The sequence below is a fragment of the Roseivirga spongicola genome (genome assembly GCF_001592965.1).
Taxonomy (GTDB): Bacteria; Bacteroidota; Bacteroidia; order Cytophagales; family Cyclobacteriaceae; genus Roseivirga; species Roseivirga spongicola.
In genome coordinates this window covers 1,067,679-1,083,764 of sequence record NZ_LRPC01000001.1, presented here as the reverse complement: position 1 = coordinate 1,083,764, position 16,086 = coordinate 1,067,679, and the positions used below count along the sequence as shown (strand labels likewise).

The following is a 16,086-nucleotide window of genomic DNA, read 5'->3' as shown; positions in this document are numbered from 1 at the left end:
AGCGAAATTAAGAAAACTTTGGCCGGACTTTATCTGCATATTCCCTTCTGTAAGAAAGCTTGTCATTATTGTGACTTCCATTTTACTCAATCTTTGAAGCAAATTGATGAAATGGTAGACGCCATTTGCAAGGAGCTGACCATGCAAAGCGAGTTTTTAGGTAGAGATTCTGTTTACACTATTTATTTCGGTGGTGGCACGCCTTCTCTATTAGAAGGCCATCATCTTAAAAAGATAATGAAGGTTATTCAGTATGAGTATGACCTTGCCACCAATGTAGAAGTAACCTTAGAAGCAAACCCTGACGATTTAACGCCTGAGAAGCTACAAACCTTTTACCGTCATGGCATTAATCGGCTAAGTATAGGGGTTCAGAGCTTTAATGATGAAAACCTAAAATGGATGAACCGACAACACTCTGGCCAAGAGGCCATAGATGCAATGCATAATGCCAGACAAGCTGGTTTCGAAAACATTAGTATAGATCTAATTTATGCCATTCCGTATGAAGACCATTCTGTGTGGAAGTCTGATTTGAAGCAGGCCATAAGGCTTGGGGCCGAACATATTTCTTCTTATTGCCTGACCATTGAACCGAAAACGGCTTTCGGAAAGTGGGTAGAAAAAGGGCATATGCCAGAAATTGATGAAGACTTTGCAGCAGAGCAGTTCGAAATCTTGTTAGACACCATGAATAAGTATGGCTATGATCAGTACGAGATTTCAAACTTTGCTCAACCTGGTTATGAGTCTAAGCACAATAGCAGCTATTGGAAAGACGAAAAGTATCTAGGCATTGGTCCCTCGGCTCATTCTTATAATGGCAGATTCAGAAAAGCCAATGTAGCGAACAATGCCAAATACCTTAAGGGCCTAAGTGAAAATCAGATACCTTTTGAGGTGATTACCTTAAGCAAAGAAGATCAGGTAAATGAGTACATTCTCACCTCTTTAAGAACAAAATGGGGATGCAGCTTAGACTTACTTAAGCAGAAGTACGGGGTAGATTTGTTGATGCAACACAGAGACTATCTGAATAAAATATCTCTTCAAGACTTGATATATGAAGAAGACGAACACTTGATATTAACCAATGCTGGCAAACTTTTAGCCGATAAACTAGCCTCTGATTTATTCATTTATACTGAAGACTAAATTGGGAGGCACCTGATGCGCTGAGTATTTTCTTCTTTCAGGCAATTAATCATTAATTTCCACATTGAGATAAAGCGCATTGGCTAAAGCAGTAATTTTGTATACTAAATCTGAAAAGTAGTGCTATGAGGAAGAACGATAAGAGTAGAAAGGGACAACCTGAAACCTTAGGCAATGCCATTCAGGATATGCTCAAGTCTTTTCGTATAGAAGACAAATTCAACGAGGCCAGCCTGATTAATTCTTGGGAAAAAATTATGGGCGCTCCAATAGCCAAGCGTACCACCAAAGTGTACATTCATGATAAAAAGCTATTCGTTCACATATCGTCAGCTCCTTTAAAGCATGAACTCAGTATGTCTCGAGACAAAATTTTAGTGCTTATTGCAAGAGAGCTCGGGTCTAGCATAGTAAACGAGGTGGTAATTAAATGAGAAGGGCTACCTTCTAACGAATTAGAACAGCAGCCCTCTCGACTTCAACCTTAACTAATTTTTCTTTATTTCTTGCTGCAAATCGGCCTTAGTGCTTTGTGGCATCTTTACAGTCTTAATCATATTCTGGTCACTCACGAATTTGTTCAATGCTTCCACAATAGCTTCTTTAGTAATAGCTTCAGCCCTCTCATTCCCTTTCATAATTAACTCCATATCTGAGCCTGATTTAATGTAAGTAGCCATCATACTCTGCCAGTAACTATTCTGCTTAATTTGCTCCTCAAAATTCTGCTTTCTAGCATTCACTACCTTGTCTAAATCTTCTTGAGAAAAGTTTCCTTTCTTTAAGTTTTCAAGCTCAGCCATGGCAGCTGCCACCAACTTATCCACGTTTTCTGGTTTACAAGGAAATGAGATATTGAAGGTGAAGTTTTCCTTCGGATATTCTGACATTGCAGCACTCGCACCAGCTCCATAAACACCACCCATTTCCTCTCTGAGCGTTTCTATCATTTTATTGGATAAAATGTTAGCTGCTGCATTTAATAAACCATTGTTCTCCATTGAATATTGATAATCACCACTAAATGTTATGTTTACTTGACTTTTGTCATCTACACCAATATAGATGTTCTCCTCAATCTGACCTTTGGTTATCGTCAGTCCGACATCTTTATAAGTTTCCTTAACTCCAGTAGATGGCAGGGCCGCTAGGTAGTTCTTTAAGTATTCCTTGAAGGAGTCAATTTCAACATTACCCACAAAAACAAAATTGAAATCTCCAGCATTGGCAAACCGCTCCTTATATATACGGATGGCCTCATTCATATCTATCTTCTCTAAATTTTCTGGAGAGGGGAACTGAGCCCTTGGATGATTGTCATACATGATTTGTTGCCGCTGAATGGAATATTGAACGTCTGGGCTAGCAGAGAAATTGGCATATTGATTTTTAGTTCTACCCAACCAACTGTTAAACGCGCTTTCATCGACCCGCACATCTGTGAATCTCAGATAAACTTGTTGAAAGAGCGTTTCTAGATCCTTAACGCTAGAAAAACCAGAGATGCCCTCTTCATAGGTACTAATATAAGGTTGAACTGAGGCCGTTTTTCCTGTCATGAATTTACTCAAGTCAATTAGGCTAAACTCTCCAAGCCCCATTTGGGTAACCACTTGTGCAGCGTTTGCAGCAGACCAATACTCATCGTTTGAGTAGAGAGAGGTTCCCCCAAAACTGAAACCCGTCATTCTTACTTCATCGTTTTTAAAATCGGTAGGCTTTATGTAAACATTTACACCATTGCTCAAAGCTAAATACGTAATGCCAGTTACAGGATCTGTAGATTCGCTAGCAATTTTACCCGGTTTCGGCATCTGAATCATTAAAGCTGTAGCGATAGACTCCTCGGCATAAGGTTCAATGGTCTCATCATTTTTAACCTTATCTAGCACAGCAATCATTTCATCTGCCGAAGGTATGGCGTCAGCCACATCGGCTTTAGCTCTTACTTCTATGGTGCGGTTATCTTCTCTCCACCATTTCTTAAGCAGGGCATTAACTTCTTGCAAACTGATGGAAGGAATTACCTTTTCGCCCAACGCTTTGGTTTGCTCTGCGCTTAATAGTGGGCCGCCTTGCAAAAAATGGCCTAAATAAGAATTTACCAGAGCCCAAGACTCTCGCTTATCTGCTTCCTTAACGAATCTCTCCAAAGAGTTTGTGAATGAGGCCTTAGCTCTTTCGAGCTCGCCTGCGGTAAAACCGTACCTTCTTACTCTCTCATTTTCGCGAACTGCCGCCACAATTCCCTCCATAAACATAACGTCCTTTACATTAATAGAAATAGTGTAATCGTTCTTCCCTTTCCCTAATGCAGAACCATAACCACTGAAACTAAATTGAAACGGTGGGTTTTCTGACTGAACTAGCTCTCTCAACCGCTGATTCATCATTTGAGAGAAAATACTATTCATTAACTGATCTCTAAAAGACTGTAGATCGTTTTCAACCTCGTTTTTGCCTGGTTGAATAAAATTGATGCTAACTGAATTGGAGGTAGCTTCATCGTCTGCTGCCACAGCAACTCTTGTACCCTCAAAATCTGCTGGGCTATAGTAAATACGCTCTCTTGGATTAGTTCTGGCAGGAATTTTACCGAAGTTCTCTTTAACCATTTCTTCCATCTCAGCTAAATCGAAATCTCCTACAGCTATCAAAGCCATCAAATCTGGGCGATACCAATCTCTATAAAACCGCTTAGCAGCATCATATTCAAAGTTTTCAAGTATATCTGCCTCACCTATTGGTAAGCGCTCTGCGTAGCGAGAGCCTGCTAAAGTAATAGGCCAGATTTTTTGCCTCATTCTTTCTGAAGCACCAAGCCTAAGGCGCCACTCTTCCATTACAACACCTCGCTCCTTGTCAATCTCCTCATTTTCAAAAGTGGCTTGGTGTGCCCAGTCGCTCAAAACCAGCATGGCATTCTCCACATTTTCGGGCTTATCTGAAGGAATGGGTAGCATGTAAACGGTTTCATCGAAGCTGGTATATGCATTTAGATCGCCACCAAACTCAAGCCCCATCTTTTGAAGAAAGTCTACCAGCTCGTTCTTCTCAAAGTTCTTGGTACCGTTAAAGAGCATGTGCTCAGTAAAGTGAGCTAAGCCCAATTGGTCTTCATCTTCTACAATTGAACCCGCTTTAACCGCTAACCTAAACTCTATGCGATTTTCAGGCTTAGGATTAGAGCGTAAATAATAAGTGAAACCATTATCGAGCTTACCAATTTTAACATCAGGGTCGAGTGGAAGCTCTTGAAAGGCGAATGTCTGAAGGGGTAGCAATACCCAAGCCACCATCAATAGGGCAGCGAGTTTTTGACTTAAATTTTTCATTGAAACAGTGTTTACTAACTAGTGAGTTAGTTAATATACACTATATTCATTAAACATGAAAAAATTTGACTTTAATTAACAATTATGAAAAAATTATTCCTTAAAGTCTTCTAGTAGTTTCTTTAAGAACTTCGCCTCGTTGAGATTAGACAAGCGCTGAACAAGCTCAATCCTCTGCGCTACAAAAATGGCAACCGCCAAAAATAAGAACAGTAAGAATTCAGTATTTGCTTCTGCAAAAAAGAGAACATAAAGAATAATGGTAGAAAGCAAGAACAAGAGAAATCCGTTAGTTTTGATGTAATAAGTAAGTTCTCGCTTCTTCTCTTTCGACTTGAACTTATTGCTTAAAACGTCTTCCTTCTTCAAAACCAATCTATAGTATGGGGAAAGTGACTTCCACTTTAACTCATTTATTCTCTCTTCTATCTTCATTTGCGTCTTCATCACTATGCTAATAAAACGCAAACTAACATTACTTGTTATTAACATTCAAGTAATATTTGATTAACATTGAAATAATTGAGTAAACTTTACTTTACTTTCTGATAATTTATAAACGATTTTTGCCTAATGAGGATGGTTAATACTCCTATAAAGATTGCCACATCGGCCAGGTTAAAGATTGGCAAAAGGGCAACTTTATCACCGCCTATAAGCGGCAACCAATGCGGTAGATTACCTTCCCATAAGTCTAGGTAAATCATATCTATTACCTGACCATGGAACCATGGGGTTACACTACTATAAGGTGCATTGTCTAACCACTGTCCATAGAAAATACTATCTACCAAATTGCCAACAGCTCCTCCAATAATAAGCGCTATACACCAAGCTAGCGCCTGTGAGTAATTCTTCTTAACTAAAAAAGTTAACAAGTAAGCCAGCGCGCCTATTGCTAATAGCCTAAAAAGTGTTAGGAATAACTTGCCATAGTCTGAGCCAAAACTCATACCGAAAGCCATTCCTTTATTCAAAATGTAGTGGAGCTTAAACCAATCGCCCAGCAGGGTAATTTCTCCTGCTGGGCCCATGGTCATATTGAAATGAACAAGCAGTTTAACTGCCTGATCGATAATTACGATGATTAGTGTAAGAAGAAAGAACTTACGATACCGCAAAATGAGACTATCTTGCCTGAATCTCTACCGCTAAGGTTCTCTCATCAATTTCCACTTCTTGTGGCGCATTCAGGCTATCTGTCAGTTCTAGTGACAAGGCCTGCGTTTCTGTACAAATGTATTCTCTATTGGCTTCAACTGACTTTTCTACAAAGTCATCACCTATATTAATTCTAATATCAATTTTGTCTTGAACCTCTAGCCCCATGTCTTTTCTCATGTTTTGCACACGATTCACCAAGTCTCTGGCCAAGCCTTCCATTTGAAGCTCATCGGTAAGTGTAATATCTAGGGCAACAGTGGTTTTTCCTTCAGAGGCCACAGACCAGCCTGGAATATCCTGACTGCTAATCTCAACATCCTCTAGTACGAGAGAAACCCTTTCTCCATCTAAGTCTAGCTCAAACGTACCTTGAGATTCAATAGCGGCAATTTCGTCTTTTCCCCAAGAGTTGATAGCAGCAGCCACAAGCTTCACTTTCGGCCCAAACTTCTGACCAATAGATCGGAAGTTCGGCTTTACGCTTTTCACAAGAATGCCGCTTTCATCGTCAAGAAACTCAACAGACTTCACGTTAACTTCAGACTTAATCAGCTCTTGAACATGCTCAACATTATGTCTTGTGGCCTTGTCTAGCACAGGAATCATAATTCTGCTCAATGGTTGACGTACTTTCAGCTTTTCTTTCTTTCTCAACGAGTGAGTAAGCGAAGAAATGGTTTGAGCCAACCTCATTTGCGCTTCTAATTCCAAGTTAATACAGCCATCGTCTGCAACTGGGAAATCGGTGAGGTGGATAGATTCTTGAGCATCTAATCCACTAACAGCATTCAAATCCTGATACAGCTTCTCCATATAGAAAGGAGCAACCGGTGCACCTAACTTAGCAATGGTGATTAAGCATGTATAAAGCGTTTGATAAGCAGCTTTTTTATCTTCATTGTATTCGCCCTTCCAGAAACGTTTCCTGTTCAAACGAACATACCAGTTACTTAATTCATCAGTAACAAAATCCATGATGGCTCTTGAAGCCCTCGTTGGCTCATAAGCATCATAAGAAGCGTCAACCTCTTTAATTAGAGAGTTCAGTCTAGAAAGAATCCAGCGATCACTCTCAGGTCTCTTATCCAATGCAATTGGAGCATCTTCAAACCTAAAACCATCTAAATTGGCGTATAGCGCGAAGAAGTTATAGGTATTATGAAGTGTACCGAAGAACCTTCTCTGTACTTCACCAACTCCTTCAATATTAAATTTCAGGTTATCCCAAGGGTTAGCGTTGGAAATCATATACCAACGTGTGGCATCTGGCCCATACTGACCTATGGTTTTGAACGGATCTACCGCATTGCCTAATCGCTTAGACATTTTGTTTCCGTTCTTGTCTAGTACTAGACCATTCGCAATTACATTCTTGAATGCCACATCTTCATGTAGCATTACTGCCAAAGCATGCAGCGTAAAGAACCAACCACGGGTTTGGTCTACTCCTTCAGCAATAAAATCTGCAGGGAAGTTCTTTTCGAAGATATCGCCATTCTCAAATGGGTAGTGCCACTGGGCATACGGCATGGCGCCAGAATCGAACCAAACGTCAATTAAGTCTGGCTCACGGAACATCTTCTGGCCAGAATCACTGGTCAAGACAATGTCGTCTACGTAAGGTCTGTGCAAATCGAAATCATCTCCAATCTGCTCACTCATAAAGCCAGCGTCTATAGACTTCTGAACTTCCTCTTTCAACTCCGCAATTGAGCCAATACACTTTTGCTCAGATTTATCTTCAGAAACCCAAATTGGTAGCGGTGTACCCCAGTAACGCGAACGGCTAAGGTTCCAGTCAACTAGGTTTTCTAACCAGTTACCAAATCGGCCTTCACCAGTAGAGGCAGGTTTCCAGTTAATGGTTTTATTCAGCTCAACCAGTTTGTCTTTATACTCTGTAGTTTTGATAAACCAAGAGTCTAAAGGATAGTAAAGAATTGGCTTATCTGTTCTCCAACAGTGGGGGTAGCTGTGTTCGTATTTTTCTACCTTGAAAGCCCTGTTCTCTTCCTTCAGCTTGATCGAAATCTGTACGTCAAGCGATTTTTCAGGACGCTCTTCTTCAGAATAGTATTCATTCTTAACGTACATGCCAGCAAAGTCCGTGATCTCATCCACGTATTTACCTTGCTTGTTTACAATCGGCACATCCTTGCCTTCTTCATCCTTTACAAAGATGCCAGGCATGTTATTCTGTACGGAAACACGGTAATCGTCTGCACCGAAAGTGCGAGAGATGTGTACAATTCCGGTACCGTCTTCGGTAGTTACAAAATCCCCTACCACTACAGTAAAAGCAGGTTTAGCCGCCTTCACGTACGGCAACAATTGCTCGTAATCTGTTCCAGCTAGGTCTTTGCCTTTGTATTCTTCTACAATCTCAAACGGAATCAGTTTGTCGCCAGCTTTGTAATCTTCTAGCTTAAGATCTTTCGCCTTTTGATTGAAATATGCGTTTACCCGATCCTTCGCTAATATGACATTAATTGGCTCGAAGGTATACTGGTTGAAGGTTTTCACCTTAACATAGGTAATGCCTGCACCAACAGCCAAACCATTGTTGGCAGCCAAAGTCCAAGGAGTGGTTGTCCAAGCTAGGAAATAGTCGTTTTCGCTACCTTCTTTCTTGAACATGGCCGTGATAGTCGTATCCTTCACGTCCTGATAAGTTCCTGGTTGGTTCAACTCGTGAGAGCTTAAACCAGTACCTGCCGCAGGAGAATACGGCTGAATGGTGTAACCTTTATAGAGAAGGTTCTTATCATAAAGACGCTTCAGTAAGCTCCAAAGCGTTTCAATATAGTCTTTTTCAAAAGTGATGTACGGATTGTCAAGGTCTACCCAGTATCCCATTTTCTCAGTCAGATCATCCCACTGATCTTTGAAACGCATTACCGTTTCTCGACACTTTTGGTTGTATTCTTCTACCGATACCTTTTTACCGATATCGTCTTTTTTAATGCCTAATTCTTTTTCGACCTGAAGCTCTACAGGAAGGCCGTGAGTATCCCAACCGCCTTTTCTCTTAACCTGAAAGCCTTTTTGAGTCTTATATCGACAGAAAATATCTTTCACCGTACGCGCCATAACGTGGTGAATACCGGGAGTTCCGTTGGCAGAAGGAGGCCCTTCAAAGAATGTAAATGAAGGATTTCCCTCCTTTTCACTTACAGATTTCTCGAAGATGTTATTCGCCTTCCAAAACTCAAGTATGTCTTCGCCTACCTTGGCGAATTCCGGCTGCTTATATTCTGTGTACTTCTTCACACCTACTCCTTTTTCAGTTTGAATTATTCTTTGTCCGTTGTTCCTACGAATGGATCGTTCTCTTTGATCAATAAATTCTGTGTGTCTATTTCTTCATCTTCATCCTCTATATAGAACTCGTAGTGCTCAATAAGTGGATGGAAATTCTGATTTCTTTTACCGCTATCGAAAACCATTAGCAATGCTGGGAGCAAAGTAAGGTTGGTAAGCATGGCAAAGAAAAGTGTTAACGAGGTTAAAAGGCCAAGTGCTACGGTTCCTCCAAAATCTGAGAAAACGAAGATTACAAAGCCAAAAAACAGAATTACAGAGGTATAGAGCATGCTAGACCCTGTTTCTTTAATACTATTGCTTATAGCAATAGGCACAAAAAACTTCTTAGCAAAAAGCTCTTGCCTGTATTTAGCCAAAAAGTGGATGGAATCATCTACAGAAATACCAAATGCAATGCTAAAGATGAGTGCCGTACTCGGTTTAAGAGGAATACCAAAGTAGCCCATTATTCCGGCTGTCATAATTAGTGGAATAAAGTTCGGTATAAGCGAAATGATGATCATTCTTACGTTGGCAAATAGAATGGCCATAATTACTGCTATGATGGCAAATGCCAACAGCAAACTAAAACGCAGGTTTTCTATTAAGAACTTATTACCCTTTACAAATAGTAAGGTAGATCCTGTCACTGCTGTTTCTACCTCATCATCGTCAAACACTTTCTTTATCTCTGGCTCAATTACATTATTGATAATAGAGTCCATTTTGATAGACCCCATATCTGCAATTTTTAGAGAAACCCTCATAACTTGCCCCGTACTGTCTACAAAAGAATTGAGGAAGTTGGCATTGTCTCCCTGATTACTCAGATATGACAGAATAACGTTTCTATCGCTAGGGCTTGGCAGGCCATAAAACCGTTCGTTTCCATTATAAAATGCTTGACGAACAGCTTTGGCAAAAGATACTATAGAGATAGGAGAAGATACATTTTCCAGCGGCTCTAATGCTGTTTCTAGCCTATCCACACTTCTTAAATTTCTGGCGTTTAAAGTAGACTTAGGCTTTCCAAAATCAATAATGATCTCTAGCGGCATTACACCACTAAAATTGTCTTCAAAGAAGTACAAATCTTGCTTTAGTGTAGACTTCTCTGGAATATCGTCTACCATGTAAGCTACAGAGTACAGTTTGGTAACCCCAATTATAGCTACAGTAATGATAACCGCAGTTGCCGCAAAAACCCTGTATCGATGTCGGTGCACCAACAGATCTAGCAGCATTAAGAACTTCCCTACAATCTTGAACTCTAAATGTTTGAGCTGACTACCTTTTGGAGGAGGTAAATAGCTGAGTATACCAGGAATTAAGATAATGCTTACTATAAAAGTAGCCAGTATGTTAATACCTGCTACCATACCAAACTCCTTCAGTATCTTAATATCTGTTGTAAGCAATACAAGAAAACCAATGGCCGTGGTAAAATTGGTAATAAAGGTTACCAAACCAATTTTTCGAACCGTTCGGCTAAGGGCTTTTACTTTGTTGTTGTGTTTTACAAACTCTTGGTGGTACTTATTAATAAGGTATACCGCATTCGGAATTCCTATTACCACTATGATTGAAGGTATAAGGCCTGTGAGCACATTGATTTTGTAGTTGAAGATGCCTACAAAACCCATCACCCATACAACTACCACACTAATTACTATCAGTGGTACTACTACAGAAACCCAAGACCTGAAGAACAGGAATAAAATGAGTGCAGTAATGGCTAGAGACAATACAATGAAAAGCCTTAGCTCATTACTAGTTTTGGCTTGCATTACCGTTCTCACGAATGGCATTCCGGAATAATGCAGCTCAATTCCTGTTTCGGCAGTAAATTGCTCTCCCATTTCCTGAATATCTGCCACCAAATAATTTCGGTTTACAGAGTTTAGCACTTCACGCTCCATATTAATTAGGATAAGCGTTGCACCATTTTCAGGATTGAGTAACTGACCAGTGTAAAACTTGAGAGATAGTGCCTTATCTAACAGCGAGTCTAGTTCATTCTGACTCTCTGGATAATCTGGCATTAAAGGCTCTAGATCAAAGCTTCTATTTTCAGTGTTTTTCACTACGTTCTGCAGACTAGCTAAAGAGATTACATTAGTAACGCCTTCTGATTCAGCGATTTTCTCTCCCAGCCTTTTGTAGGCATTAAAGTTTTCTAGCTCATACAATGAACTATCCTTAGTACCTAGCACTAAGATGTTTCCATCTTCACCGAATTTCTCCTTAAATTCTTGAAAATAGATATAGGTTTCATCTGTATCCGGAACAGCAGTGTTGAAATTAAAGGCGAGCTGAATATCTCTTGCCATAAAGCCCATAAAGGCTGTAACTAGGGCTACAGAGACAATCAGTATGAACCTGTATTTCAGAACAATATGAGGAAGTTTAGACCACATTTTTAAACAAGACCACAAAGGTAGTATTTTCCCTTTGGAAACATATTTAGAAACAGGGTTATTCGAGCAGTTCTAACTAGGCTCTGCCTGGTAGAGAAATTCCTGTAATCTTGCGGTATAAGTTCATGGCGCTAGAATCAGTCAGGCCAGAAATAAAATCTAGCAAAGACCGAATCTTTTGGTAAAGGTCTTCGGTGGTTCCTATTTCTGTTTTAACATCTTCTGGTAGCAAGCGATAATTGATTTTATCATGACGGCTGGGCTGCTCACTAATTACCGATGGCACAAAAGCCTTGAGCAAACCGTCTATCACCGTAAAGCCAGCTGCCTCAATTTCGAGAACCGTTCTGCATCTGTAGATTTTTTCAACCGAAACTTTTTTAATCTCTTCCAGATAGTCTTTTGCACTAATTACATCGGTTAAAGAATAATCAAAGTCGCCCTCTAAAATTCCCGATTCATTATCTAAGAAGAGCGCTACACTTTGCTCTATTAGCTCATTAATTGCCAAAGCCCTCAGAATAGAAATCTGCTCATTCTTACTCTTTATATTATTAAGCTTCTTTTTATCGAATCGGTCACCTATTACTCCGGCATATAATTCTACAGTATCATCATGCGCCACTAGGCCAAGGTTGCAGCCATCTTCCAAATCTATAACGTGATAACAAATATCGTCTGCCGCCTCTACCAAGAATGCTAATGGATGCCTTACCCATTGGTGATTAGATAATGCTTTTAGGTTAAGGGTCGAAGCCATCTGAGAGAACACCTCTTGTTCTGAAGCATAGAATCCGTACTTCTTTTGGCTTCTTCTAGGCTTGAATGAATCTGCTACCTTAGAAGGTCTCGGATATTTAGTAAAAGCAGCTAAAGTAGGCTCAGTTAACCTTAATCCTTGATAGCCCGACTTATTCAGTAACCTATAACCTTGAGCATTGCCTTCAAACTTCACAAGATCGTTCCATTGCTGTTCCGTGAAGCGGCTTTCTAATAAAGAGCTATTGGTAATAAAATACTCCGATATGGCCTCTTCTCCTGAATGGCCAAAAGCTGGGTTGCCTATATCATGAGCTAAAGAAGCAGAAGCTACTATCACACCGAAATCATGCGCATTCAGATGGTTCTTAAGCCCTGCCGATCTTTCTAACACTTGCTCTCCAACCAAGCGACCTAAAGATCGGCCTACACTGCTTACCTCCAAACTATGCGTCAAACGATTGTGGACAAAATCCTGTTCTGGCAAAGGATGTACCTGAGTTTTATCTTGTAGCTTTCTGAAAGGATGAGAGAAAATTATTCTGTCATAATCACGATCAAAAGAGGTTCTGGCTTTACCAGCAGTTTGATTCTTCGATACGTTCAGTAAGTCTGGCCAATTCATGTAGGCAAATATGGCTTCTTCTTTTTAATGCTCGTCAAAAAATCAGTAAACGAGACATTCATTCTGTTCAAAACCGTGCAAACACATACTTTACTGCAATCCTTTGCAAAAACTGGGGTGTTTTTTAACCTAAATTTTACCCTAATACAGAAAAGACCGACAAGCAGAGCAAAACTATTGATAAAACCACCACAGGTAAGTTATTGAAGCCACAGCAGATATAAAGCATATGTTAAATTTTGCAAACGTTTGCGTTAATTTTAACTTTAGTAGTCTAGATAATGCGCTTAAGGAATTGTACTTTAAGCATTCGATTGCACTTTTTAGGCCACTCGATGGCCAAATCAAGTAAACTTAAAAATGATTGTATGAAAAAGTTTTTACTACTCCTTCTCGTTCTGTCAGTAGGTTTCCAAGGGGCGCTGATGGCACAAACGAGGACAGTTACCGGTAAGGTAACAGGGGCGGATGACGGTATCGGAATCCCCCGAGCGAACATTACAGTAAAGGGTACCACGCGCGGTGTACCTAGTGACTTAGATGGTAACTTTACCATTGAAGTAGCTGCAAATGAAACCCTAGTTTTCTCCTTTGTAGGATACATCTCAAAAGAGGTACTAGTGGGAAATCAAACTACCATAAACGTTGCACTTGAGCCAGACTATGCTGAGCTAGAAGAAGTAGTTGTGGTAGGTTACGGATCTCAAGAGAAAAAAGAGATTACAAGTTCTGTGGTAGCCCTAGATGCCAAGGAGTTTAACAAGGGTAATGTAAACGACCCAGCCCAACTACTCCAAGGTAAAGTTCCAGGCCTAAGTATCTATAATAAAGGAAGTGACCCTAACAGCGGAGCAACTATCCGTTTGAGAGGTATCTCTACAGTAGGTGCCAACGTACAACCACTAGTTGTTATTGATGGTGTTATTGGTGCTTCTTTAGATAACGTTGACCCTAATGACATTGAGTCTGTTAACGTATTGAAAGATGGATCTGCCGCTGCAATCTACGGTTCTCGTGGATCTGCCGGTGTTATTCTTGTAACTACTAAATCTGGAGAAAGAGGCGGTAAAGGCCTTTCTGCTTCATATAATGGTTACGCTGCCGTAGACGATGTGTTCAGATTTCAATCTGTAATGACTCCTGATGAGTACATTGCTGCTGGTGGTAACGATCTAGGCTCAAGAACTATTTGGCAAGAAGAAGTAACCAGAACTGCTGTATCTCACGTGCACAACATCGCTATCTCAGGTGGCTCAGAGAACACTACATTCAGACTTTCTACTAACTTCAGAAATATTCAAGGTGTATTGAAAAAGTCTGGTTTCGACCAAATTAATGCTCGTGCTAATGTTGATCATTATGCCCTTAATGACAAGCTTAACATCAAGTTCAACTTGTCTATGACCAACAGAGAGCAAGACTTCTCCTTTAATGAAGCGCTACGTTATGCGGCCTTATTTAACCCAACCGCTCCTATTTATACAGATGCTTCTCAATCTGAGTTCTTCCAAGCTATCTTGTTCGACAACTTCAACCCTGTTGCTATTATCGAGCAAAACACCAACATCGGTCAAAGAAAGAACTTGAACTTCAATACTCAAGTGAGCTATGATCTTACAGATAACTTAACGTGGTCTGCTAATTACGCTCAGCAGTACTCTACCTCTACCAATGGTGCTTTCTACCCTTCAAACTCACTATTTAGAGGTTTCAACAGAATTGGTTTAGCTAACAGAAGAACAGACGAGAGCAAATTCACTCTTTTCGAAACTTACGGTACGTTTGTTAAAGATTTTGACAACTCAAGCCTTACAGTTTCTGCTGGTTACTCTTTCCAAGAAGAGCAATTCACAGGATTTGGTTTAGAAGCGGGTAACTTCCCTTCTGATGATATTGGATTTAACATTATCAGCGCATCTGGTAACATTGTTGGTGACCTAGCCAATGCTAGCATTTTCAGCTATGAGTCTCCAGAGAACAGAATTCTTGCCTTCTTCGGTAGAGTAAACTTCAACTTAAATAATGGCATATTCTTCAATGCTTCTGTTAGAAGAGAAGGATCTACCAAGCTTGGTGCCGATAACCAATGGGGTACTTTCCCTGCTGTGGGTGTAGGTGCAGACTTATTGCAATATGTAGACCTAGCTGCTTTCAGCCAACTAAAGATTAGAGCTGGATACGGTGTTACAGGTTCACTTCCAGGACCTTCTGGTCTTGCTCAAGACTTATACTCTTACGCTACTACAGGTGGTGGAACAGTAAGTTTTGTTAGAGCTGGAAATCCTGACCTTAAGTGGGAAGAAAAAGCGGAAATCAACCTTGGTTTAGACTTCGGCCTTTTGGGTGGCAAGCTAAACGGTAGCTTAGATGTATATACCAGAGATATTAATGACTTCATTCTAGAGAGAACTGTAGACCCTGCTGTTTACGGAACTAACCTTAGATATGAAAATGCTGGTAAGTTGAATACAAAAGGTATTGAGCTAGCTCTAAACCATACAGGATTTGGTTCAGGCGGTTTCAACTGGTCTCCAGGTATTGTGCTTTCTTCTTACAAAACCACTCTTGAAGAGTTTGTGATTGACGAAAACATGATTGCTAACCTTGGAGCTCCTGGCCAAAACGAAACTAACCTAGTTAGAATTGCAGTTGGCGAGCAGATTGGTCAAATCTGGGGACCTGTATTCTCAGGAAATGTAGATGCAGAAGGAAGACCAATTATGGTAGACCTTAACGATGACGGTCAACTTCTTACAGAGCAAGGTAGTGCTCTTGCTGCAGATGGTGACTTCCAAGAAATTGGTAATGGTATTCCTGATGTAGAACTTGGATGGACTAACCAGTTAACTTATGGCAATTGGGATATGAACTTGTTCTTTAGAGCAGCATTCGGTCACAGCCTTGTAAATACTTTTAGAGCATTCTATGAGCCAATTGATCCGGGAGCAATTAACTCTTACAACAGAACTAAGACAGATCTTCAAATTGAAGACTTAACTGTAGCTCAATTCAGTTCATTGTATGTAGAAAAAGCTGACTTCTTCAGACTAGATAATGCTACTGTAGGTTACAATTTCGATATGGCTAATAACGATATGTTCAGCAACTTGAGACTTTACTTGAGTGTTCAAAACGCATTCGTTATCACTAATTACACAGGTGTAGATCCTGATCCAGTACTACAAGATAGAGGTGCTGTAGACAATGGTGGTGCTCCTGGCAATCCAAATGTATTGGCACCTGGTATTGACAGAAGATATAACTACTTCACGTCAAGAACATTCACATTCGGCCTAAACATTGGTTTCTAATCACTGAAAACGAAGAA

The 16,086-nt window shown here is 40.3% G+C and carries 9 protein-coding genes; 3 read left to right on the top strand and 6 right to left on the bottom strand.

Annotation, left to right across the window (positions count from 1 at the left end; genetic code table 11):
- Window positions 1-18: 18 nt before the first annotated feature.
- Complete coding sequence (gene hemW, locus AWW68_RS04780; protein ID WP_068217154.1) at window positions 19-1,155, top strand: radical SAM family heme chaperone HemW; 1,137 nt, start codon at window positions 19-21, stop codon at window positions 1,153-1,155.
- A gap of 125 nt (window positions 1,156-1,280) precedes the next feature.
- Entirely contained in the window at window positions 1,281-1,589 is a 309-nt protein-coding gene (locus tag AWW68_RS04775) for a DUF721 domain-containing protein (protein ID WP_068217152.1), read from the top strand.
- Window positions 1,590-1,643: 54 nt separating this feature from the next.
- On the opposite strand, the gene AWW68_RS04770 is transcribed toward AWW68_RS04775, so the two are convergent.
- The 6 genes from AWW68_RS04770 to dgt all read right to left on the bottom strand — a co-directional run bounded on the left by AWW68_RS04770 (window position 1,644) and on the right by dgt (window position 12,758).
- Entirely contained in the window at window positions 1,644-4,490 is a 2,847-nt protein-coding gene (locus tag AWW68_RS04770) for a M16 family metallopeptidase (RefSeq protein ID WP_084375572.1), read from the bottom strand.
- 93 nt (window positions 4,491-4,583) lie between these two features.
- On the bottom strand, window positions 4,584-4,982 hold the full coding sequence (locus AWW68_RS04765; protein WP_157717529.1) for a hypothetical protein: 399 nt from the start codon (window positions 4,980-4,982) through the stop codon (window positions 4,584-4,586).
- 41 nt (window positions 4,983-5,023) lie between these two features.
- On the bottom strand, window positions 5,024-5,611 hold the full coding sequence (locus tag AWW68_RS04760; RefSeq protein WP_068217147.1) for a lipoprotein signal peptidase: 588 nt from the start codon (window positions 5,609-5,611) through the stop codon (window positions 5,024-5,026).
- A gap of 7 nt (window positions 5,612-5,618) precedes the next feature.
- A complete protein-coding gene (ileS, locus tag AWW68_RS04755; protein WP_068217146.1) occupies window positions 5,619-8,924 on the bottom strand; it encodes an isoleucine--tRNA ligase in 3,306 nt (1,101 codons plus the stop codon).
- Between the two features lie 23 nt (window positions 8,925-8,947).
- Window positions 8,948-11,374 (bottom strand): efflux RND transporter permease subunit, encoded by a 2,427-nt coding sequence (locus tag AWW68_RS04750; protein WP_068217145.1) that lies wholly within the window; start codon window positions 11,372-11,374, stop codon window positions 8,948-8,950.
- A 76-nt stretch (window positions 11,375-11,450) separates the two neighbouring features.
- Window positions 11,451-12,758, bottom strand: coding sequence for a dGTP triphosphohydrolase (dgt, locus tag AWW68_RS04745; protein ID WP_068217144.1), 1,308 nt, complete (start codon window positions 12,756-12,758; stop codon window positions 11,451-11,453).
- Between the two features lie 368 nt (window positions 12,759-13,126).
- Between dgt and AWW68_RS04740 the strand changes: the two genes are divergently transcribed.
- A complete protein-coding gene (locus tag AWW68_RS04740; RefSeq protein ID WP_068218477.1) occupies window positions 13,127-16,069 on the top strand; it encodes a SusC/RagA family TonB-linked outer membrane protein in 2,943 nt (980 codons plus the stop codon).
- Window positions 16,070-16,086 lie beyond the last annotated feature (17 nt).